The 19,419-nt window shown below is 56.4% G+C and carries 22 protein-coding genes; 10 read left to right on the top strand and 12 right to left on the bottom strand.

All coding sequences use genetic code 11. The annotated features are described in order from the left end of the window. The first annotated feature begins 19 nt into the window (after positions 1-19). From pyrH to SYC_RS05375, 4 genes are read left to right on the top strand one after another with little or no spacing between them, the layout of a single operon-like run. The gene (gene pyrH, locus SYC_RS05390; RefSeq protein WP_039755415.1) at positions 20-742 is read left to right on the top strand and encodes a UMP kinase; all 723 of its coding nucleotides are present in this window, start codon (positions 20-22) and stop codon (positions 740-742) included. Then, a complete protein-coding gene (gene frr, locus SYC_RS05385; RefSeq protein WP_011243325.1) occupies positions 729-1,277 on the top strand; it encodes a ribosome recycling factor in 549 nt (182 codons plus the stop codon). Before pyrH ends, frr begins: the two co-directional genes overlap by 14 nt. 6 nt (positions 1,278-1,283) lie before the next feature. Continuing rightward, entirely contained in the window at positions 1,284-2,414 is a 1,131-nt protein-coding gene (locus SYC_RS05380) for a geranylgeranyl reductase family protein (RefSeq protein ID WP_011243324.1), read from the top strand. A 38-nt stretch (positions 2,415-2,452) separates the two neighbouring features. After that, on the top strand, positions 2,453-2,926 hold the full coding sequence (locus SYC_RS05375; protein WP_011243323.1) for a hypothetical protein: 474 nt from the start codon (positions 2,453-2,455) through the stop codon (positions 2,924-2,926). Here the strand turns inward: SYC_RS05375 and SYC_RS05370 are convergent. The 8 genes from SYC_RS05370 to recJ all read right to left on the bottom strand — a co-directional run bounded on the left by SYC_RS05370 (position 2,923) and on the right by recJ (position 11,326). After that, the gene (locus SYC_RS05370; RefSeq protein WP_011243322.1) at positions 2,923-3,573 is read right to left on the bottom strand and encodes an HAD-IB family phosphatase; all 651 of its coding nucleotides are present in this window, start codon (positions 3,571-3,573) and stop codon (positions 2,923-2,925) included. The genes SYC_RS05375 and SYC_RS05370 overlap by 4 nt on opposite strands. A 21-nt stretch (positions 3,574-3,594) precedes the next feature. Further along, entirely contained in the window at positions 3,595-4,572 is a 978-nt protein-coding gene (gene ccsB / locus SYC_RS05365; RefSeq protein ID WP_011243321.1) for a c-type cytochrome biogenesis protein CcsB, read from the bottom strand. A 44-nt stretch (positions 4,573-4,616) separates the two neighbouring features. After that, positions 4,617-5,714, bottom strand: coding sequence for an LptF/LptG family permease (locus SYC_RS05360; protein ID WP_231621348.1), 1,098 nt, complete (start codon positions 5,712-5,714; stop codon positions 4,617-4,619). Between the two features lie 179 nt (positions 5,715-5,893). Further along, on the bottom strand, positions 5,894-6,622 hold the full coding sequence (gene lptB, locus SYC_RS05355; protein ID WP_011243319.1) for an LPS export ABC transporter ATP-binding protein: 729 nt from the start codon (positions 6,620-6,622) through the stop codon (positions 5,894-5,896). 53 nt (positions 6,623-6,675) lie between these two features. Continuing rightward, complete coding sequence (locus SYC_RS05350) at positions 6,676-7,098, bottom strand: LptA/OstA family protein (RefSeq protein WP_011377605.1); 423 nt, start codon at positions 7,096-7,098, stop codon at positions 6,676-6,678. A 37-nt stretch (positions 7,099-7,135) separates the two neighbouring features. After that, the gene (locus SYC_RS05345; protein ID WP_011243317.1) at positions 7,136-7,558 is read right to left on the bottom strand and encodes a DUF309 domain-containing protein; all 423 of its coding nucleotides are present in this window, start codon (positions 7,556-7,558) and stop codon (positions 7,136-7,138) included. Next, positions 7,555-8,877 carry a S41 family peptidase gene (locus tag SYC_RS05340; protein ID WP_011243316.1) on the bottom strand — a complete coding sequence of 441 codons (1,323 nt, stop codon included), beginning with the start codon at positions 8,875-8,877 and terminating at the stop codon, positions 7,555-7,557. Before SYC_RS05340 ends, SYC_RS05345 begins: the two co-directional genes overlap by 4 nt. 121 nt (positions 8,878-8,998) lie before the next feature. Then, positions 8,999-11,326 (bottom strand): single-stranded-DNA-specific exonuclease RecJ, encoded by a 2,328-nt coding sequence (recJ, locus tag SYC_RS05335; protein ID WP_011243315.1) that lies wholly within the window; start codon positions 11,324-11,326, stop codon positions 8,999-9,001. A 59-nt stretch (positions 11,327-11,385) separates the two neighbouring features. Between recJ and SYC_RS05330 the strand changes: the two genes are divergently transcribed. From SYC_RS05330 to SYC_RS05305, 5 genes are all read left to right on the top strand, one after another. Beyond that, positions 11,386-12,549 carry an AI-2E family transporter gene (locus SYC_RS05330; protein ID WP_011243314.1) on the top strand — a complete coding sequence of 388 codons (1,164 nt, stop codon included), beginning with the start codon at positions 11,386-11,388 and terminating at the stop codon, positions 12,547-12,549. A gap of 63 nt (positions 12,550-12,612) precedes the next feature. Next, complete coding sequence (locus SYC_RS05325; protein ID WP_011377607.1) at positions 12,613-13,131, top strand: hypothetical protein; 519 nt, start codon at positions 12,613-12,615, stop codon at positions 13,129-13,131. 49 nt (positions 13,132-13,180) lie between these two features. Then, positions 13,181-13,822, top strand: a complete 642-nt coding sequence (locus SYC_RS05320; protein WP_011243312.1) for a hypothetical protein — start codon at positions 13,181-13,183, stop codon at positions 13,820-13,822. A gap of 5 nt (positions 13,823-13,827) precedes the next feature. After that, complete coding sequence (locus tag SYC_RS05315) at positions 13,828-14,415, top strand: pentapeptide repeat-containing protein (RefSeq protein ID WP_011243311.1); 588 nt, start codon at positions 13,828-13,830, stop codon at positions 14,413-14,415. Between the two features lie 518 nt (positions 14,416-14,933). Continuing rightward, entirely contained in the window at positions 14,934-15,305 is a 372-nt protein-coding gene (locus SYC_RS05305; protein WP_011377608.1) for a hypothetical protein, read from the top strand. Between the two features lies 1 nt (position 15,306). Here SYC_RS05305 and SYC_RS05300 read toward each other — a convergent pair whose 3' ends face one another. The 3 genes from SYC_RS05300 to aroB all read right to left on the bottom strand — a co-directional run bounded on the left by SYC_RS05300 (position 15,307) and on the right by aroB (position 17,326). Beyond that, a complete protein-coding gene (locus SYC_RS05300) occupies positions 15,307-15,696 on the bottom strand; it encodes an MAPEG family protein (protein ID WP_011243310.1) in 390 nt (129 codons plus the stop codon). A 91-nt stretch (positions 15,697-15,787) separates the two neighbouring features. After that, positions 15,788-16,156 (bottom strand): ester cyclase, encoded by a 369-nt coding sequence (locus tag SYC_RS05295; RefSeq protein WP_011243309.1) that lies wholly within the window; start codon positions 16,154-16,156, stop codon positions 15,788-15,790. Between the two features lie 63 nt (positions 16,157-16,219). Beyond that, the gene (gene aroB, locus SYC_RS05290; RefSeq protein ID WP_011243308.1) at positions 16,220-17,326 is read right to left on the bottom strand and encodes a 3-dehydroquinate synthase; all 1,107 of its coding nucleotides are present in this window, start codon (positions 17,324-17,326) and stop codon (positions 16,220-16,222) included. A gap of 79 nt (positions 17,327-17,405) precedes the next feature. On the opposite strand from aroB, the gene SYC_RS05285 reads away from it, so the two are divergent. Continuing rightward, positions 17,406-18,287, top strand: coding sequence for a carbohydrate ABC transporter permease (locus SYC_RS05285; protein ID WP_011377610.1), 882 nt, complete (start codon positions 17,406-17,408; stop codon positions 18,285-18,287). A gap of 104 nt (positions 18,288-18,391) precedes the next feature. Here SYC_RS05285 and SYC_RS05280 read toward each other — a convergent pair whose 3' ends face one another. Then, entirely contained in the window at positions 18,392-19,162 is a 771-nt protein-coding gene (locus SYC_RS05280; RefSeq protein ID WP_234701804.1) for a hypothetical protein, read from the bottom strand. Positions 19,163-19,419: the final 257 nt, after the last annotated feature.

Raw genomic sequence — 19,419 nt, 5'->3', positions numbered from 1 at the left:
ACCCCAGTCAAGTGTGGGCATGGCCTATAAACGCGTTCTTCTCAAACTGAGTGGCGAAGCCCTAATGGGCGACGCGAGCTATGGCATCGACCCCGCTGTCGTGCAGCGGATTGCTCAGGAAATTGCCACTGTCGTTCAAGACGGTTTTCAAGTCGCGATCGTCGTCGGTGGCGGCAATATCTTCCGCGGCATCAAAGGCGCAGCTGCGGGCATGGAGCGGGCGACGGCAGACTACGTGGGCATGATTGCTACGGTGATGAATGCCATCACCCTGCAGGATGCGCTAGAGCAGCTCCAAGTGCCGACGCGGGTACAAACCGCGATCGCGATGCAAGAGGTGGCAGAACCCTACATCCGCCGCCGTGCTATTCGGCACTTAGAAAAAGGTCGCGTCGTGATCTTTGGTTCCGGTACCGGTAATCCCTTCTTCACCACCGATACGACGGCAGCCTTGCGGGCAGCGGAGATCAATGCCGATGTGGTCTTCAAAGCCACCAAAGTGGATGGGGTCTACGATTCTGACCCGAAACTCAACCCGCAAGCGCGACGCTTCACAACGCTGAACTACAACTACGTCCTCAATCACGAACTGGGCGTGATGGACAGTACGGCGATCGCACTTTGCAAAGATAATAGTATTCCGATTGTGGTCTTTGACCTGTTTGGTGAAGGCAATATTCGCCGTGCCGTGCAAGGTGAAGACATTGGTACGACCGTGGGAGGTTCCTGTGAAGTTAGCTGACGTTGAAAGCACCATGCAAAAGTCGGTGGAGGCCACTTTGCGGTCCTTCAACACGATTCGCACTGGCCGCGCCAATGCATCCCTGCTTGACAAGATCGTTGTCGATTACTACGGCAGCGAGACACCCCTGAAGTCATTAGCTTCGATCAGCACTCCCGACGCCTCAACCCTACAAATCCAGCCCTTTGATCGCAGCAGTATGGGCGCGATCGAGAAGGCCATTTCGCTGTCAGATATTGGCCTGACGCCCAACAATGATGGCCAAATCATCCGCCTCAATATTCCGCCCTTGACCAGCGATCGCCGGAAAGAATTGGTGAAGCTCGCGGCGAAATATGCTGAGGAGGGAAAGGTCGCAATTCGCAATGTCCGCCGCGATGCGATCGACAGCATTCGTAAGCTGGAAAAGAGTGGTGAAATCTCAGAGGATGACGCCCGCGATCAACAAGATCAAGTGCAAAAGCTCACCGACAAATTCTCAGCCAAAGTCGAACAATTGCTGAGCGACAAAGAAAAAGACATTATGACGGTCTAGGCCGTCATGCTGGACTGCATTGTTGTTGGGGCTGGCCCCGCCGGTGGGAGTGCGGCTTATCATCTGGCACGGCGCGATCGCCAAGTGTTGCTGTTGGAGCAGGCTCAGTTGCCCCGACAGAAAGCCTGTGCAGGTGGCGTCTCGCCTCAGGTCGCTCGCTGGTTTGATTGTGATCTGCGATCGGTGGTTGACCATGGCGTCGATCGGCTCCGATTCACTTGGAAACTGGGCGATCCGGTCGAGGCTGAATTGCCGAGCGAAGAACCGTTCTGGATGGTGCGACGCGATCGCTTCGATCATTTTTTGGTCGAGCAAGCAGCGAACTTAGGCGCCCGCATTGAGGATGGGGCGGCGGTTACGGCAGTCTCTGCGGAAGGCGATGGTTGGCTGGTTACCGTGGGCGATCGCGCCTACCGTAGTCGCACCCTGATTGCCGCGGATGGTGCCCGTGGGCCGCTGGCGCAATGGCTGGGTTTCCCGAGTCAGAAACGGCGCTACGCCCAAGCCTGCGAATTGGATGTGCCCCTGCCAGCCCGTCCGGACAGCACTGCTCATTTTGAATTCGGTCTAGTCCGCAATGGCTACATCTGGGTCTTTCCCAAATCCGATGGCTACTCGATCGGGATTGGTACCTTTCGCGGCAACGATGCCACCGACTTTCGGGGCTTGCTCGAAACCTATCTCGCTGGATTTGGTGTGAGCGCTGACCTCGATCGCATTGTTCCCCATCCGCTCTGCGTTTGGGATGGCTCCCAGCCCTTGCACCGCGGCTCAGCGCTGCTGGTGGGGGAAGCCGCTTCTCTCACCGATCCCTTCACTGCGGAAGGCATTCGTCCGGCGCTGCTGAGTGGCATGCGAGCTGCCGAAGCGATCGATCGCGCGATCGCCGGTGATCGCAACGCACTCGCTGGCTATAGCCGCACGATCCAGCAGGAGTGGGGTGACAGCATGGCCTGGGCCAAGCGGATCTCCAGTGTTTTCTATCGGGTCCCTAACCTCGGCTATCAGATTGGGATCAAGCGCCCGACAGCACCGCAACGGATGGCGCAAATTCTGGTGGGAGAGTTGGACTACAGCGACATTGCCACCCGCGTGATTCGTCGCTTAACCACCGGCTTTTTGCCCGGAATGCGCTAGCCTGCAAGCCAGTCCAGTCGAACGGGCAGAAGACCAGCATGGGACGATCTCCCAAGTCAGTGATCACCGCGATCGCGATCGCCAGCTTGGCCTTGCTTTCTCAACCCGCGATCGCGTCCCCTTGGTCGGCAACACTCCAGCCCCTATTGCAAAGCCTCAACCGCTTTGGTTTTCGCGTCCAAATTCGCCAACCTGGTCGAGAGGGCCTCTACGGCTACTTCGCTCCCAAGGAACGGCTGATTGTGGTCAATCCCGTCGTGTTTGAACTGGGTCTGGATGAAGTCACCCTCGTCCATGAGGCAGTTCACGCAGCTCAATTTTGCGCGGGACGCACCCAGTTGCAAGTGCTTGGCTTGCCCTACGATCCACCCCCGCAACTACGGCGCTCGTTTTTGAGCTATCGCGATCCTCGCCGCCAGCAGCTCGAAGCTGAAGCCTACGCGGTACAGGCCCGCAGCGATCGCCTGGTGGAAGTACAGCGGCTGCACAATCAGTACTGCAAGCCCCGTTAGTGACGACTCCAGCGGCGCTGGAGTTCTTGGCGGACGTCGTGGAAGCTGTCCCAGGGCAGTGATTGTTTGCCACGATCGCGCAGGTAGTCTGCTAGGTGGGGACGGGCGAAGACCAGATCGGCAGCCATGCCTAAATTCACGTCCGTGATCGAGTCGCCGATCGCGATCGCTTGCGAGGCTCCGACCTTGTCGAGAACTTGGACTTTCGCGACCAGTTCTTGATCGGATTCAAAGTCTGAGTAGACCTGAATGGTTGGGCCACTGAGATCGACTTCAGCGGCATATAGTCCCGCCAAGCGCGATCGCCAGGGATGAAGCACTGCTTCAACAAGACAACGCAGGCCCCCCGAGACGACGTAGAAGGGAATATTTCGCGCCTCCAGATCGTCCAGCAGTTCGACAAAGCCCGACCGTACTGGATAGGTGGCGACTAAAGCCTGCATTTCCGGTAGGCGATCGCAAGGAATCGTCGCCATCACCTGACGGATGCTCTGGCGCAAGCTGATCCGAAAGGCAAAGAGGTCATCGCAGACTGCTGCCCAAGCCTCGGGCGCAAAGGCTTCCAGCACCCGCACAAAGGTGTCTTCCGTCGTGATTGTGCCGTCGAAGTCACAAAAAACAGCTTGTGCAGGCGTGCGATCGGCCATGAATCCGTTCTCAGTGTTCGGTTAGAAGAACCAACCGTAACTGTGCAAGCCCTTGCCAAGCAAGTTGACGCCCAAATAGCAGACCCACACCACGCCAAAACCAACGGTTGCCAGAATGGCGGGTCGCCGTCCTTGCCAGCCCCGCGTAATCCGGGCATGGAGGTAGGCCGCAAAGACGAGCCAGGTGATCAACGCCCAGGTTTCCTTCGGATCCCAGCTCCAGTAAGAGCCCCAAGCCTCATTGGCCCACACTGCGCCGGCAATGATGCCAATCGTCAGCAGAGGGAAGCCCAGACCAATCACTCGATAGCTGACGTTGTCTAGGGTATCGGCCAAGCTGAGCTGCTCTGGCGCGAGCTGCAGCACCGGTTGCTCGAGGACAGCGGTACCGCCGCTTCCCCCAGACTCTGCAGTCGCGATCGTGAGGTCACTCGCTCGGTTGAGCTTCACCTGCCGGAAACTGCCTGTGCCAACGGAACTACCGCGCAATTCGATCGCCTGACCACGGGTCACCACCAAAAAAGCAACGCTCAGTAGAGAGCCGACTAGCAGTGCCGCATAGCTGACCATCATCACGCTGACGTGCATCATCAGCCAGTTCGACTTCAGCGCTGGCACGAGCGGCTCAGCCTGTCGCATCTCCTTGGGCAGCGTAAAGGCGGCAAAGGCCACAATCCCTAGCGCTAACGGTGAGGTGGCTGCGCCCACGAGGCGACTGCCGCTCAACTTTTCGGCCAAGAGGTGAATGGCGGTTAGTCCCCAAGCCAGAAAGAACAGGGATTCGTAGAGATTGCTGATCGGGAAGTAGCCCGCCTCTAGCCAACGTGCTCCCAGTAGCGCCGCCATACAGAGATTCGCGATCGCCATCCCCGCCGTCCCGATCGCTGGCAATCCCTTCAGATTCGGGAAGGCCACACCTGTCCAGTAGCAGAGCAGGGTGGGCAGCAGGATGGCAAAGGTTGCGTTATCCAGACTGTTCTGAAGGCTGACCAGATTCATGGCGGTAGCGTCGCAATTGTTTTGATCCTAAGGGCTGACGGGATCTAGCGAGCAGTCTGACGCAGCAGGTACAGTCCGACCCCCATGCCCAACAGCCAGGGAAACCAACCGGCTAGTAGCGTTGGCAGGGTGCCATTGATGCCCAAGGCTCCTGTCACAAAGGCCAGCAGGTAGTAGGAAAAGATAATCAGCACACTGATGCCAAAGCCCGTAGCGCGTCCAGTCCGCTGGTTCGGAGCAGTACCTAAACTGGCACCAATTAAGCCAAAGGCAACACAGACAAAGGGTAAGGCTAACTTCTGCTGCAGGCGTACCTCCCACTTGCGGATGTCAGCCGTATTGTTGGTTTGCCGCAGCACGCGCAGATATTGCCAGATTTGGGTTGCATTCATCTGCGTCTCGTCGCGACTCTGGCTAGCAATACTCAGGGGAGTTTCAGGAATTGTGAATTCCTGCGACTTGAAGGTGGCGATGCCGCTGTAGGAACCGTCGGGAGCAACGCCGTAAATGGTGCCATTCCGAAATTCCCAGAGCTGATCTCCGGGATGCCAGACCCCAGTCTCTGCCGAAATAATCTGACTGAGTTCGCCGCGCGTAAAGTCCAGAATCGTCAGCCCTCGCATCTGCTCACCGTCGTAGCGACGGGCATAGAAAATGCGTGCGAGCTCTGAGGTCTTGCGATCGAATTGCTGGTAGACAATATTGTTTTTTTCTTCCAGCTGAGGCCGAGTCTGGTTGAGTGCTGTCTGCAGTGTCACCTGAGCCTGAAAGTTGGCCGCCGGCACCACCGATTCATAAAAAGCAAAGGTCATACCGGTGACCACAATGCTCATCAAGATGCCTGGCAGAATAAACCGGTAGCTGCTGATGCCACAGCTGCGCAGGGCAATCAATTCACTGTCGCTAGACAGCCGGTTGTAGGCCATCAAGGCTGACAGCAGCATCGACATCGGAAAAGCCAAGACCAAAAAGTCTGGCATTTTCAGCAGGAAGACTTGGGCCGCGACGGACAGGGGCAGACCTGCTTCTGTGACTTGCCGCACGAGTTCAAAGACGACCCCAATCGACAGGCCTACCGAAGTGAAGGCGCCAACCCCAAACAGGAAAGGCCCCAACATTTCCCGCAGGATGTAGCGGTCCATGATCGAGATTCGATCCCACCATGGCAGCCGCAAGCTGGGTTTGGGCTGGGTTGAGGATGACGCAAGACTGAGGTCTGGAGTAGTCATGCTGCCAAGTTTAGCGGTTCGCTGCAAACCCCCGTACGCTCAGGCCATACCGCCGAGGTCGTCGCCACAGGCCGCGAAGCGTGCTGGGAAGCTCAGAAAACGAAGTCTTCACCCAAATAGTATTGGCGGACGAGAGGATTGGACGCTAACTCTTCGGCGGAGCCGGCTGCCAAGATTTCTCCGTCCCGCAGAATGTAGGCGCGATCGGTGATCTTCAGGGTTTCCCGCACGTTGTGATCGGTGATCAAAATGCCCATCTGTTGGGCTCGGAGTCGGGCGATGATCTCCTGCACTTCGGCCACAGCAATCGGGTCAATACCGGCAAAGGGCTCATCCAGCAGCAAAAATTTTGGCCCCTGACTGCCGACAGCCAGGGCGCGGGCAATCTCGGTGCGGCGACGTTCACCCCCAGAGACGCGAATACCTTGGGTGTGAGCCACTTTTTCAAGCCGAAACTCGCTGAGCAGTTCCTCAACTCGCTGGCGCTGTTCTCGTCCCCGAATACCAGTTTGCTGCAGCACTAGCAGTAAGTTCTCCACCACCGTCAGATGCCGGAAGATACTGGCCTCTTGGGCGAGATAGCCAATGCCAAGGCGGGCCCGCTGGGTCATGGGCAGGCGGGTGAGTTCCGTTTCATCCAGCCAGACATGACCTTCATCCGGCCGTTCAAGGCCAGTGGTCATATAAAACGTCGTGGTTTTACCCGCGCCATTGGGGCCGAGCAGCCCGACAACCTCGCCTTGGGCTACGGACAAGCTGACGCGATTAACAATCAGGCGCTTGCCGTAGGACTTCCGAACATTTTCTAGGCGAATCTTCACAGCGATCGCAGCGGTACTCGGCAAACGTTCCCATCTTATGGGTCAGCGGCGACCTAGGGTGATTCAGCACTATCAAGGTTATAGATCGATTGCACTTGTCCTTGGGGTGTCGGCAGGGCTACAAACTTACCGGTTTCGATCAGATAGGTCACGGTTTCGCCCCGGAGGGAGTTGCCGCCTTCCTGCTGGACGAAAACATTGCCAGTCAGAATAATCCGCCGTTCCCGTGAAAAATACTGCGCTTGGGCCGCTGTGGCTCGCAGTTGTCGTGCGGGATAGAGAATCACTACATTGCCACGGGCAGTGACGACGCCAGTTTTGGAATTCGCTTCTTGAATGTCCGAGAACAGGGTCAGGCTTTGGTCGGCCTGGGCCGGTGCAGGCGCATTCGTGGTTTGTGCAAAACTCCAGCTAGCCGGTGCGATCGCTGCGAACAGGCTCATGCCCCAAATCAGTCGCCGAATTACCGCTGTCATTCCTGTCGTCCTTGTCACGCGGGCGCGATCGCCCCAATCATACCCCGCTCGTTTGAAGACAGAGTTGAGGGCAGGGCAGGCTAGGAGCTGTCCCAGCACGCAGCCCCAAACCGATCACGATCGCCTCACCGCAATCCTCGCTGGGTAAACCCTGGAGGGCTTGCAATACCTGTCGACTCTGGGCGAGCAAGTGGCTGACATCCACCGTTGCATAGTCGGGTTGGTAATCCTGCAGGCGGGCGCAGCCTTCCCCTAGCAGAATCGTGGCACCGCGTCGGTTGCTATTGGAGAGATGATGCAGCCCGACTGCAATCTGCAAAACGCCTTGCAAAAAAGTGCGATCGGGCTCGATCGCCTCGTGCCACAACGCTTCGAAGACATCGTGGCAAGCGTAGAACTGCCGCTGGTTAAAGAGGGCAATACCCGCTTGATAGCGGGGATCGGTGAGCAGTGCACTCAAGGGCGAATCTCGCTGGGGCGTTGACTCAACTGGGGCGAGCTCGCTGGGCTGGGCGTGCTTTCGGCAGTGCGCTGCTCGAGGGTTGCGATCGCTTGGCCGTAGGTGGGGTCTTGATTGGAACCCAAGAAGCTAGGGTCGCTGCGCTGCAGAGCCTGCTGCCGCTGATTGAGGCGCACCTCGACATCGGGTTGAATACCCCGATTACCCAAATCGGTGCCGTTGGGCGTGTAGTAGTGAGCCACAGTGACAGCTAAGCCCGAACCATCGGCAAGGGTGTGAACTGACTGCACGAGGGCTTTACCAAAGGTTTGGCGGCCGATGACCACGGCGCGATTGTTATCCTTCAGTGCTCCGACCAGAATCTCGCTGGAACTGGCAGAGTTCTGATCGACGAGGACGGCCAGCGGTTTGTTGGTGATGGCGCTGTTGTTGGCGTTGATTGTCTCCGATTTGCCATTGCGATCGACGGTCTTGACGATCGTGCCGTTGTTAAGCCACATGCGGGCGATCTCGATGCTGGAGTAGAGCAGTCCGCCCGGATTGCCCCGTAGATCGAGCACGTAGGAGGTAGCGCCTTGCTCATCGAGACTACGAATCGAAGTCCGCATTTCCCGCGCCGCGTGAGCTGTAAATTCTCGGAGCTGGATGTAGCCCACCGATCGGCCACTATGTTGCCGCAGCTCGGCGGTAACGCTGGGAATTTCAATCTGGACGCGGGTCAGCTTGACAGAAAAAATGCGATCGCCCCGCTGCAGTTTGAGGTCGATCTCGCTGCCCACCTTGCCCTGAAGGCGGTTGCGAACTTCATCGAGGGTGAGTTCGCGGGTGGAGTCGGCATCGATCGCCAAGATGCGATCGCCAACTTGAACATCTCCTTTGCTGGCGGGTGAGTTGTCGAGAATGGCCTGAATCCGCGGCCGACTATCTTTGCTGTCAGGAATAATCTCGATGCCAATCCCTGAGGCTTCCCCAGCCGTTTGCTCCGTCAGGGTTTTGAATTGTTCGGGCGCTAGGAAACGGGTGTAGGGGTCATCGAGCCGGCGCAGAGCTGATCGCAAGGCAGCATAGGCCTCTTCATTGGAACCGTAGTTGCGGCTGAGGAGTTCGCGCCGCACGGCCTGCCAGTCTTGACGATTAAAGGTGGGGTCGACGTACTCGCGATCGATGAGTTGCCAAGCTTGATCGAGCACGACCTTGGGGCTGTCCTGCCAGGGCAACGCTCGGGCATGTTCTGCTGAAATCCCAATGCAGACTGCCCCACTCGCAGCCAGCAGAGCCGAACCGTAAACCGAAAAACGAAGGCGACTGAACAGCGACATGGTCGAGGCTCCTAGAAGCCAAAAGCGGGAAACCCTAGGCTCAGCCTAGGCAAGAGCTTGGGACAGTTCACAGGGTAACTGTGCCAGTTGTCCCGGCGGTTCCGCCGTCGGTCGAGGCAAGCTAGGCCGGCTCGGAAGTGCGGAGATTATAGCGATCGTTTAGGCCTGCGGCTAGCGTCTTGAGGGAAGCCTCAGCAAAGAACTGTCGCCGTCTCTGCCATTCTCGCAGGAGTCGCTGCCATTGCTGATGGGTTTGTTGGAGGTGGGGGCTTTGCCAAGCCAACTGTGCCCGGTCCGGCCAAATAAGTAATAGTCCTTCTGCACTGGCTTGCCAGTGATAACCCAAGGGCTGACAGACTTGTAAACCAGTGCTGATCAAAGCCGTGGGCCAGCCCAGGTGATCACTGAGTTGAGGCCAAGGGACAGGTTGCGATCGCTGGGCTAGGGCCGTCAGGATTCCCAGCCATTGCCGCCATCCTCGTTCCAGACTCTCAGCTTCGGGGTGCGGGTAAGCCAGCGCTAATGGTTGTTGCAATCGCAGCGCCTGTTGCCAGTGGCTGGCGAGTTCTTCCCAGCTCCAAGGACAAGTCGTGAGGATATGAGCTGCGATCGCTGGATCCGGCAGCTGCGATCGCCAATCCAGCAAGTCAGGCATAGGAATCGCTGACTCTGACTGCGGTAATCGCCAAGCCAGCAGACGGGCAACCAGTTCCTTCCGGTTTTGATCCCCGGCAGCGCTGCGGAGATCGAGCTCGATCACGAGGTCGCAGCGATCGCCCTCGGGGGGTAAGGTCTCGGCATTGCTCTCGGGCCAGTATTGTCCCTGGGCGATCGCGCCACGGTCATCGGTGATCTGAAAGGTCCAGTACTGACGGCGATAAGGGCCGGAACCGACAGAATTTTGCCACTGCCGTTGCAAGCGACAGCGCCGAACTTCCAATTGCGGCAGGCGATCGCAAGGCTCCAGCGCATAGAGGGCGCGAAATAGGGGGCGATCGAGATCCGCTACGCTCACCGTCAGCTCTGGCGCGATCGCCGCTTGGCTGCGATCGGGCGGATACTGCTGGAGCCGTTGTTCGAGGGCTTCTCTGAGCAGGGGTAGATGCTCATCGATCAGGGTCAGTCCCGCTGCTTGCGGATGACCGCCAAAACGGAGCAGTAGCGATCGCTGGTTGGCGAGCAGTTCATAGAGATTGAGGCCGGTGATCGATCGGGCCGAGCCACGGGCCAATCGCGGTTGAGTCTTGGGGGGATCCAGACTGAGAACTAAGGTCGGTTTGTCTTCTCGATGGGCAACCTGACTGGCCACCAGCCCTAGGAGGCCGCCGTGCCAGCCCTCGCCGACTAGGACGAGAGCGGCGCGATCGCGCTGTTGCTGAATTTGGGGTTCTAATTCCCGCAGCAGGTCACGCTGTAAGCGCTGCCGCCGTTGGTTCAGCTCCTCGACCTGTTGGGCCAATCGTCGAGCGGCGGTTGGATCGCGGCTGGTCAGGAGTTGCAGTGCCAGATCGGCCTTGCCCTGGAGGCGGCTGACAGCATTGAGTCGTGGCCCCAGACCAAAGCGGATGTCAGTCGGGCGATCGCCGCTACCCCGGCAGCGATTCAGGAGTTCGGTGATGCCGGGACGACGACTGGCTTGGGGCCGGACTTGGGCCAGTTGCTGTAATTGCTGCAAGCCTCGCTGCGCCAAATAGCGACAGTCCCCCCGCAGGTCGACTAAATCGGCAATCAGACCGATCGCGACTAAATCCAGCAGATGCTCCAAGGGTTGTGCTGTCGCTAGGGGGAGAGCTTGATAGAGCGCTTCTATTAATTTGTAGGCGACCGCAACGCCGGAGAGAGTGGCGAGGGGATGGTCAGTCGGCAACTGACGGGGATTGATCAGCGCCGTAACCGGTGGCCGTTCAGGGAGTAACGTGTGGTGATCCGTGACAATTACATCCAAGCCGCGATCGCTGGCCCATTGCAGCAGCTCCGCATCACTACAGCCGGTATCGCAGGTAATCACTAAGGTGATGCCGTTGGCGATCGCCTGCTCCAGTCCCTCAAGGTTCAACCCATGGGATTGCTGGAGGCGATCGGGAATCGTCCAAAACAGACGCTCTGTCTGGGGAAAGTATTGACCCAGTCCTTCCCAGAGCACTGCTGTGGCGGTCAGCCCGTCGGCGTCAAAATCCCCCCAGATCAAGAGGCGATCGTCAGGATTCGCGTGGGCCTGTAAGAGTCGCGCGATCGCCCCATCCATTTCGACCCCAAACGCCTCAGGGCCGGTGGGTAAATAGCGATCGGGATTGAGAAAGCCAGCGAGAGATGCCGGGGTGGCCAGTTGTCGTTGCCAAATCAGCTGGGCCAGCACCTCGGCGTAGTCATGGGGATAAGCTTGCTGAACCTGCTGAAGCCAGCCTGCTGGCAGTTGGAACACTTGGGGCGATCGCCAGGTCCGCTGCATGTGAGTCCTCCAAAACAGTGCCGCATACTGAGTGAGGTCAACGGAAAGGATTCTCGACCATGCGCCTCGGGCAGTGGCTTGGTTTCACCGGCATCCTAGCAGCCGCCTACATTCTCTGGCAGTTGCGGCAGGTGATGTTGTTGCTGTTTGCCGCCGTGGTCTTGGCGGTGATCATTAACCATTTGGCGCGACAGCTGCAGCAGCGTTTGCGGTGGTCGCGGCGGACCTCCCTGGCGGTGACGCTCTTGGGCATCACGATCGGCGGCGGTTTGCTTATTGCTCTGCTGCTGCCGCCGTTGCTAGTGCAGTTTCAAGAGTTGCTGCGCTTGGCACCCCAAGGCTTTGCCAAGTTGCTGACTTGGGTGGAAGAGCGGCTCGTGGATGTCGTCAAGATTTTGCCCGGTTTCAGTGACGATCGCAGTGCCCGCAGCTTTGTCGACTCGACCATTCGGGACCTGATTCAGGGTTTTGGCGATCGCCGCAATTGGAGCTCGTTCTCCCAGCAACTCGGGCCGTTAGCTCGCAATTTTCTTTCCATCTTTAACAACACCTTGGCTGCCGCTGCTCAGCTGCTCTTAGTCATCGTGTTGATGCTGATGATGCTCAGCAATCCCCAAGCCTATCGTCAGACTTTTCTACGCCTACTGCCTTCCTTCTATCGACGCCGCGCTGATGAAGTTCTCAGTGCCTGCGAGATCTCCCTCAGCGACTGGTTTCTCGGTATTTTAATCAGCTCCAGTGCGATCGCTATTCTCAGCTGGCTAGGATTGGTGATCCTCGGTGTCAAGCTCGCACTGGTGAATGCGATTATTGCGGGATTCCTCAACTTAATTCCTAACCTCGGACCCACACTTAGTGCTGTTTTTCCAATTTCTATCGTGTTATTAGATGAACCTTGGAAAGCTTGGGTGGTGCTGGTCATTTACATCATTATTCAGCAACTTGAAAGCTACTGGCTAACGCCGACGATTATGGCGCGTCAAGTCTCGCTGCTGCCGGCCTTGACCCTGATTGCTCAGATTGTTTTTGCCAGTATTTTTGGCCTAGCAGGTCTGATTTTGGCCTTGCCGCTCGCTGTGGTGGCCAAGGTCTTCTTTGAGCAGGTTTTAATCCACGATGTGCTCGATCGCTGGCAGCACCTGCACTACTTCAAACATCCCGAGTGGATTGGTCCCCATCCCGAATCTGCACCCCCCGCGATCGCGGAAGAGGAAACCTTCTAGTGCGCGGCGAGGGTCTGAGTCAGCCTTCTAAGATCAACGTCAGTGCCCTGCTGTTTGCCACCGATGACAGACTCTGTCCCAACAATCCCTGATCATCCCGACTTTGGTACTGCGATCGCCTTGGCTCAGCAGCTTTTAGCCTTGGAGCCGACAGATGCCGTCATTGAAGCGATCGCCCGGTTGGTGGCCAGCCGAGATGGGGCACGGGGCTTTTTCGTCACCTACCTCACGAGCGACGAGCCCTGGGCGGATCAACCTGCTCCTGCCTTGATTGCTGCCCTGCGATCGCAACCAACCTATGTCGAAGACTTGATGGTGCGTAATCTAGCCATGTCTACGGCGATGGGGCTGACCCACGAGCGCAATGCCGACCCAGCAATGGCCGCTCAATCCCAGCGAGTCAGTCGGCGATCGGCAGAACATCTGCGGCAACTCCAGAGCCCGAGCTTGCGCCAACAGATCCAAGACTTGCAGCAGAGTTTAACGGCTGAAGGCCCGTTTAGTGACTTTCTCGATCGCTGGGGCTACGACGCGGAACAACGCGCAGCGATTGCCAGTGCGATCGCGCCCTTGCTCGATTGAGGCTGAGTCTGCGCGGTAGACTCAAATTTGGCTTTACAAGGATGTTGTTTTGGGCGTTGAGCTGCGCAGTTACGTCTACCTCGACAATTTGCAACGGCAACACGCCTCCTATATCGGTACAGTCGCCACAGGCTTTTTGACCCTGCCAGGGGATGCCTCGGTCTGGATTGAAATCTCCCCGGGTATTGAAATCAACCGGATGATGGACATCGCCCTCAAGGCGGCGGTGGTGCGGCCTGGAGTGCAGTTCATCGAACGCCTCTACGGCTTGATGGAAGTCCACGCCAGTAATCAAGGCGAAGTCCGTGAAGCGGGACGTGCCGTTCTCTCTGCTCTGGGACTGACGGAGCGCGATCGCCTCAAACCCAAAATTGTCTCCAGCCAAATCATCCGCAATATTGATGCTCACCAAGCGCAGCTGATCAACCGGCAGCGCCGTGGTCAAATGCTGCTGGCTGGTGAAACCCTCTACGTCCTCGAAGTGCAACCGGCGGCTTATGCAGCGCTAGCAGCCAACGAAGCGGAAAAGGCGGCGTTGATCAACATCCTGCAAGTCAGTGCGATTGGCAGTTTTGGGCGACTCTTTTTGGGTGGGGAGGAGCGCGACATCATTGCTGGCTCGCGGGCTGCTGTAGCAGCACTGGAAAACCTGTCGGGACGTGAGCATCCCGGCGATCGCTCGCGGGAGTAGCGGTCATGGCGAATGCAGAACATCTGGCATTTCTGCGGCGCGGCACAGCGGTCTGGAGTCGCTGGCGATCGCAAAATCCAACAGTCATTCCCGATCTTCGCCAAGCGGATCTCTCCTTTGTCGATCTCGTCAATGTCGATCTGGAGAGAGCAGATCTGACGGGCGCGATTTTGGTTGGTGCGGATCTGCGGCGAGCTTGGTTGCGGGGTGCCATTCTCCGAGAGGCAGACTGTAGCGGTGCGAATTTGCTCGGGGCCGATCTCCTGCGATCGGATCTCTGTCGGGCGCAATTGGTGGGTTCGAATCTGCGACGGGCGATGCTCAACGACAGCATCTTGGCCGAGGCTAACTGTCGCCAAGCTTGCTTGCAGCAAGCGGATTTAGTGCGGGCGATTCTCTATCGCACAGACTTTACAGCAGCGGATCTACATGAGGCTGATCTCAGTCATGCCTTCATCTACGACGTGAATTTTACGAGTGTTGATCTCAGTCACACTGATCGCCGCTGGAGTCGCCCTGGTACAGAGTTGGCTGAACATGAGCGCTGGGCTTGGACCCGTACTCATTCAAATCATTCGGCCTTTATCGAATAGCGATCGCTCATTGCAATTAATTGTGTTGCCAATGTGTGATCAATCTCACACATAGGAGCCCTGAAAGATCACAAGGAGTCAGATGCTCAAGAGTGATTGTAATGAAGTCAGTGATTCTGTTCTGAACAATGACTTCCACTAAACACCGTTCATTTACTGCTGCACTCCTAACAGCGATCGCGCTGCTCAGCACCGGCTCTATTCTGCTGAGCTTGCCAGAAACTGCGGAAGCTAATCAAAAAGGAAAACCAGTTCGCTGTTGGGTTGATCGAGTCACTAAGCAACAAATGTGCGCCTATCAAAGCAGTAATGGATCGCTACAGCTGGGAACTCGTTAAAGTTGATCGGCTCTAACTGAGTATTTGTGTAATGACAGATGTTGCCTATCCAGTGACATCTGTTTTTGATTGACCCTTTCAGGCTGAGAGCATTGATTGCATCGAAATGCGTCTTGCTTGCGATCGCAGAACCTTTCTGGGCAATCTAATACAACAAAGGTATTCTATCCAGCACCCAAGATGCAGAAGTCAAATTGGTTGATGCAATCGATGGCCAGTGGCCTCTTGGGCTTAGGCCTAGCAACAGCCTTCGCACTGCCCGGATCAGCAACACCTGCCCGCTGTGTGATTCAAGAAGCTGGCCGCACAACCTTCAACGGTGCTTGCGACTTTAAACAGTTTGGACAGAATGGCAGCTTTACGGTGACCTCGCTGCAGTCCAATTGGATTGCTGGCCGTTCGGTGATTACCGTAACGGTTTTGTCGCCGGGCGTTGCCGAAGTGCGAGGACTGACCCCCGAGGGCATCAATTCCCGCTGGGGTATTGCCGAACGCTCCAGTCGCGATCGCGCCTGTTGGGTCGGGGATGATTTTCGGGTTTGCGCCTACTAGTTCAGGCAAACAGACGCCAGACAATGGTTAGCAGGGCTGCGATAGAGACAAAGTAGCTGAGCGATCGCGGTAGGGGTAAACCAGCTAGGTAAGTGAGGCTGTGGGCGATGCGGGCTAGCAGCAGCACAATCGAAGCGATCGCAGTTGTCCCATCCGCTTTGCCTGTGATCTGCGCAATCAAAATCACGCTGGCAATCATCGCCAGATTATCGAGGTGATTGCGCTGGGCACGATCGGCACGACCCACCCACTCCGGCACTTCTGGCTGGCGATCGCGATTGCTCATGGCCCAATCCAGACCGGCTTTGCTAGCCCGTCCAATGGCGGGAATGTGGTTCAGCGGTAGGGTCCACAGGGCCAGAATCAGCAAGCAAATTAAATCGGTGGTCACAGCCAGTGTTTAAGGGCAATTGTTCTGCCTCAGTCTGACATAAACTCCCGATCGGCCTTAAACGGGCCAGATATTGTTTCGGCGATCGCAATCAAGAAGTCAACAGCCCTAACTGACGAGCTTGTGAAGCAGAGTCGCGAACACCCCAGCGCCGTTTAATTTTGCCGTTTTCAATCTCAAACCATTCGATCGCCACCAGCTCATAGGATCGACCTGTCGGTTGCTGTCCAAACGCTGGCTTCCGAAACGTTCCTGTTTCGAGGTATCGAGCGGCAACCACATTGCCTTCCGCAATCAGTTCTTGGATGCTCAATTGCATGCCGTAGCCCTCGATCAATTGACGCCAAACGGGCTCGATTCGATCGAAAAGCCCTTGTCCCAAAACGCCCTGGATCTCAGCATCCTCTGCTAGGAGTGCTTTTGAGGGCTGCAAGATCACCCCGATTGAAGGCTTCAACATAGTTGCGGACAACCGCTTTACTGGCTTCTTCAACGGACATTCACCTATCTCCAACGGTAGGTCTTAGGGGTTGGCGATCGCCTGCAGCACCTCTTGCAGGGTTTGGCTCGGTACCTGATCGGTAATCGTGACGTGGCCGAGCGTCGTTGGCAGAATAAACCGTACCTTGCCTGCCTGCACTTTTTTGTCGAGTTGTAGAGCCTCGACGATTGCAGCTTGATCAATCCCTTCTGGTAGGCGTGTTGGTAAGCCCGCTTTAGCAATCACGGCTTCTTGGCGATCACATTCATCCTGATTCCAGAGTCCTAGCGCCACAGCCAGCCGTCCCGCCGCAACCATCCCGATCGCCACAGCTTCGCCATGGTTAACGATGCGATAGCCTGTCAGACTTTCGACGGCGTGGCCAATCGTATGGCCGTAGTTGAGGATGGCCCGCAAGCCCGATTCTTTTTCATCCTTGGCAACCACCTCTGCTTTGGCGCGACAGGAGCGCTCTAAGATCAGCGTTAGGAGATTGGCCGGTAGCGATCGCGGGCGATCGAGAAAGGGGCTTGCTTCCAACCGCTCAAACAAATCCCGATCCCAAATCACGCCATACTTAATTACCTCAGCCATGCCGGCACGGAACTCCCGTACGGGCAGGGTTTGTAGCGTTTCTGGATCAATTAGCACCAGCTTGGGTTGATGAAACGCCCCGATCAGGTTTTTGCCACGGGGATGATTGACGCCGGTTTTGCCCCCAATCGAAGCATCAACCATTGCCAGCAGGGAGGTCGGGATCTGCACAAAGCTAATGCCGCGCAACCAGGTTGCCGCCGCAAAACCTGTCATGTCACCAATCACGCCGCCACCCAAGGCGACCAAGGCCGAACGGCGCTCCAGCCGCAGTTCTAGGGCTTTGTCATAGATGCGTTGAACTGTTGCTGGCGTTTTGTAGCGTTCGCCAGCCGGTAGGGTCAGGCAGTCGACGATGAAACCTGCTTCTTGCAGTGCTGCCACGAGGCGATCGCCGTAACGCCGCCCGATCGCCGGGTTGGTCACAATCAGAAGTTTCGTGCCCGCCTTCAGATCAGCTTGCTGCAACCAAGTCCCTGCTGCGGCCAATCCCCCATTCGCGATCGCAATCTCGTAGGCGTTTTGCGGCAGAGCAACAGGGATTTGAACGGACATGGCAAGCTGACGCCGAGCGGGGAAACCAGTATTTTACCTTCGGGGCCTTCGCCCTCGGTTATCTGTGCCAGAGGTGTCCATGACTGCATTGCGCGATCGCCTGTCCCCCTACTTATTCTTGGCACCGGCGCTGACAATCCTTGGTCTGACGGTGTTTTGGCCAGCGCTGCAAGCCTTTTATTTCAGCTTCACCCGCTTTGACTACAACCTGACGCGATCGCCCCAGTGGGTCGGCCTCGAAAATTTTCAGCGGCTGCTTAACGATGCCGTCTTTTGGAAAACTCTTGGCAATACGTTTATCTATCTCATTGGTGTCGTGCCGCTGCTGGTCTTTCTACCGTTGGGCCTAGCAATCTTGGTCAATCGCCCACTACGCGGCATTACTCTATTCCGCTTGGCCTACTACACCCCCGTCATTGTCTCGATCGTGGTTGCAGGAATTGCTTGGCGGTGGCTCTATGCCGAAACAGGTCTACTCAACCAACTCGGGCAGTTGGTGTTTGGCGAAGGATTCCAACCGATTCCTTGGCTGACCAGTCCAGCCTTGGCGCTCTTCAGTGTGATGGCCGTGACGGTCTGGAAAGGACTGGGCTACTACATGGTGATTTATCTCGCCGGTTTACAGGGCATCCCTCTCGAACTCTACGAAGCTGCGGCCTTGGATGGTTCGGATGGCTGGCGACGCCACTTAGACATCACGCTGCCCCTGATGCGTCCCTACCTTGTTCTGGTTGCGGTGATTTCAGCAATTTCTGCAACCAAGGTCTTTGAAGAAGTTTTCATCATGACCCAAGGAGGCCCACTCAATAGCTCTAAAACTGTTGTCTATTATGTCTATCAGCAGGCCTTTCAAAAGCTAGAAGTCAGTTATGCCTGTACTGTTGGTCTTGCACTGTTTTTAGTCGTGTTGACGTTGTCTCTGTTGCGTCTACGGTTTGGCGCTAGCGATCCGGTGCTGTAGCACTTCTGAGGCTAAAATTGCCAGCAATCGCTCGTAAAATGGAAGACTCAAGCAGACAAAAAAGGTGAGCGATCGCCCACCCTTTAAAACACCTTCATCAATTCCTAGAAGCTGGCAAAAGCAACCTGACAAGCAGCATTCAAAAGTTCAGCTTCTGCAGCAGTCGTGGGAGGCTGACCATTCAGTAGCCCTTGCTGACAATCTGCTACTGCTTGATAGGTTTGACCTTCATAGCCAAAGGCAAAGGTTGTCACACTACTACTAGTCGGCGCAATGGTTCCATAGTAAAGCTCATAGGAACTGTTAGGAACTGGAATATAGACAACGTTTGTGCTGACAGCATTATCAATCGAGCTACTGATGATGGCAGCGCTGGCAAGAGATGTAATTCCCCAGATAGCAGTATTGGCGGTCCACCACCCCCAAGGTGGATTAGCCCAGCTACCATACCAACCATAACCTCCCCAAGGCCTAGAGGCTGCCCAATTCCGATTGACCCAATTGGGACGAGTATTGATGTTGTTGATATTGATTGGGCGGTTGTTGATGATCGTATTGCCAGAACCAATTGGGCGATTAATGATTGGTCGATTATTGATCGGCTGATTGATAATCGGTCGATTTGGCGTGTTGATGGGCCGATTGGGGTTGTTGATAGGTCGGTTAGGAGTGGTGATAGGCCGACTAGGAGCATTAACGGGTCGGTTTGGCGTATTAATCGGTCGAGTGATATTGGGACGATTAGGTGTCGTAACGGGTCGGCTCACATTTGGCCGACTGGGAGCAGGTCGGGTTACAGGTCTACTGATGCTGGGGCGACTGCCACCCCCACGCACTGGCCGAGCGATCGCTGGAGCAGTGAAGTAAGAGCTCACGAGTAGGAGCAGACCGAGGTAAGCGTAGGCCCTGTTCACAGATCCCCCTTCAGGATGGCTCAACATCCTTAACCCTTCTCAAATGTAATTCTGGCCACTAAGGGCTATTGACTTCAATTTAGTGTTCAAGCGAGACAATGACAGATGTTTTATGAGTTCTTTAGGATGCAGTGAAGTCCTGAAATTTTCTAGAAGTATTCATGCCTTACAGAATATGTGTTAACCAGCTAATAGCTATCGCTCTTTGTCTATAGAAT

Origin of the sequence: Synechococcus elongatus PCC 6301 (assembly GCF_000010065.1) — a bacterium.
Lineage (GTDB): Bacteria > Cyanobacteriota > Cyanobacteriia > Synechococcales > Synechococcaceae > Synechococcus > Synechococcus elongatus.
Note: the sequence above shows the minus strand (reverse complement) of the source record. Positions and strands in the feature narration are given on the sequence as shown.

Excerpts from the sequence above, each read along its gene's own strand:
- SYC_RS05375 (WP_011243323.1), top strand. The coding sequence starts at position 2,453 with ATGGGACGATCTCCCAAGTCAGTGATCACCGCGATCGCGATCGCCAGC.
- SYC_RS05315 (WP_011243311.1), top strand. The coding sequence starts at position 13,828 with ATGGCGAATGCAGAACATCTGGCATTTCTGCGGCGCGGCACAGCGGTC.
- ccsB (WP_011243321.1), bottom strand. The coding sequence starts at position 4,572 with ATGAATCTGGTCAGCCTTCAGAACAGTCTGGATAACGCAACCTTTGCC.
- SYC_RS05350 (WP_011377605.1), bottom strand. The coding sequence starts at position 7,098 with ATGACAGCGGTAATTCGGCGACTGATTTGGGGCATGAGCCTGTTCGCA.
- SYC_RS05340 (WP_011243316.1), bottom strand. The coding sequence starts at position 8,877 with ATGTCGCTGTTCAGTCGCCTTCGTTTTTCGGTTTACGGTTCGGCTCTG.
- aroB (WP_011243308.1), bottom strand. The coding sequence starts at position 17,326 with ATGTCCGTTCAAATCCCTGTTGCTCTGCCGCAAAACGCCTACGAGATT.
- SYC_RS05380 (WP_011243324.1), top strand. The coding sequence starts at position 1,284 with ATGCTGGACTGCATTGTTGTTGGGGCTGGCCCCGCCGGTGGGAGTGCG.
- SYC_RS05285 (WP_011377610.1), top strand. The coding sequence starts at position 17,406 with ATGACTGCATTGCGCGATCGCCTGTCCCCCTACTTATTCTTGGCACCG.
- SYC_RS05325 (WP_011377607.1), top strand. The coding sequence starts at position 12,613 with ATGACAGACTCTGTCCCAACAATCCCTGATCATCCCGACTTTGGTACT.
- SYC_RS05305 (WP_011377608.1), top strand. The coding sequence starts at position 14,934 with ATGCAGAAGTCAAATTGGTTGATGCAATCGATGGCCAGTGGCCTCTTG.
- pyrH (WP_039755415.1), top strand. The coding sequence starts at position 20 with ATGGCCTATAAACGCGTTCTTCTCAAACTGAGTGGCGAAGCCCTAATG.
- SYC_RS05330 (WP_011243314.1), top strand. The coding sequence starts at position 11,386 with ATGCGCCTCGGGCAGTGGCTTGGTTTCACCGGCATCCTAGCAGCCGCC.
- recJ (WP_011243315.1), bottom strand. The coding sequence starts at position 11,326 with ATGCAGCGGACCTGGCGATCGCCCCAAGTGTTCCAACTGCCAGCAGGC.
- SYC_RS05295 (WP_011243309.1), bottom strand. The coding sequence starts at position 16,156 with ATGTTGAAGCCTTCAATCGGGGTGATCTTGCAGCCCTCAAAAGCACTC.
- SYC_RS05370 (WP_011243322.1), bottom strand. The coding sequence starts at position 3,573 with ATGGCCGATCGCACGCCTGCACAAGCTGTTTTTTGTGACTTCGACGGC.
- SYC_RS05360 (WP_231621348.1), bottom strand. The coding sequence starts at position 5,714 with ATGGACCGCTACATCCTGCGGGAAATGTTGGGGCCTTTCCTGTTTGGG.